The sequence below is a fragment of the Alkalihalobacillus alcalophilus ATCC 27647 = CGMCC 1.3604 genome (assembly GCF_000292245.2).
Classification (GTDB): domain Bacteria; phylum Bacillota; class Bacilli; order Bacillales; family Bacillaceae_D; genus Alkalihalobacillus; species Alkalihalobacillus alcalophilus.
In genome coordinates, this window is sequence record NZ_ALPT02000178.1 from 1 (window position 1) to 636 (window position 636).

Here is a 636-nt window from a genome sequence, read left to right on the forward strand (position 1 = left end):
CTTATTATTTAATAAGATTAATAGAAAAGTGTCCATCAAGCTCAAAAAATAGGACAATACGTGTCGAAGTATCACCTCCAAATTTTTTATAGACATTGAGTGTGTAAATAATCATAAAATTAAGAGTCTAGACCTAGTAATAATCAGTAGTGTCTTTAAAGAGGAATATTAGATGAATTTGAGTATCTATTTTTATGAACATTCAAATAACTCTTTGGTGCGATGTTAGAATAAACCATAATGCATTCCTAGTAAATAACATATAAATATACTTATACTAAAATAATATATTATCAGCGCCTGAGCGTTCTTTTTATGCAATTTAAAAAGCACAACCCTATTGGGTTGTGCTTTATCTACGCTTGGCAACGTCCTACTCTTGCAGGGGGAAGCCCCCAACTACCATCGGCGCTGAAGAGCTTAACGGCCGTGTTCGGCATGGGAACGGGTGTGACCTCTTCGCTATCGCCACCAAACTTTTTGACTTCAGATAACCGGCGAATTTCTTCGTTAGCTGCATTTCCTCCGTCATGTCGTGTATCGGTATACACTCCATTCGTTCGGTCATTTGCTGCCTCGAACTTCTTGGTTCTCTTTGTCAAAATCAGTTCTTGATGAACTTGATTTTAGATTGTT

Annotated in this window: 1 rRNA gene; it reads right to left on the bottom strand. The window is 36.9% G+C overall.

Features of this window, described 5'->3' with window-relative positions:
• Positions 1-360: 360 nt before the first annotated feature.
• Positions 361-476 (bottom strand): 5S ribosomal RNA (rrf, locus tag BALCAV_RS20955).
• Positions 477-636 lie beyond the last annotated feature (160 nt).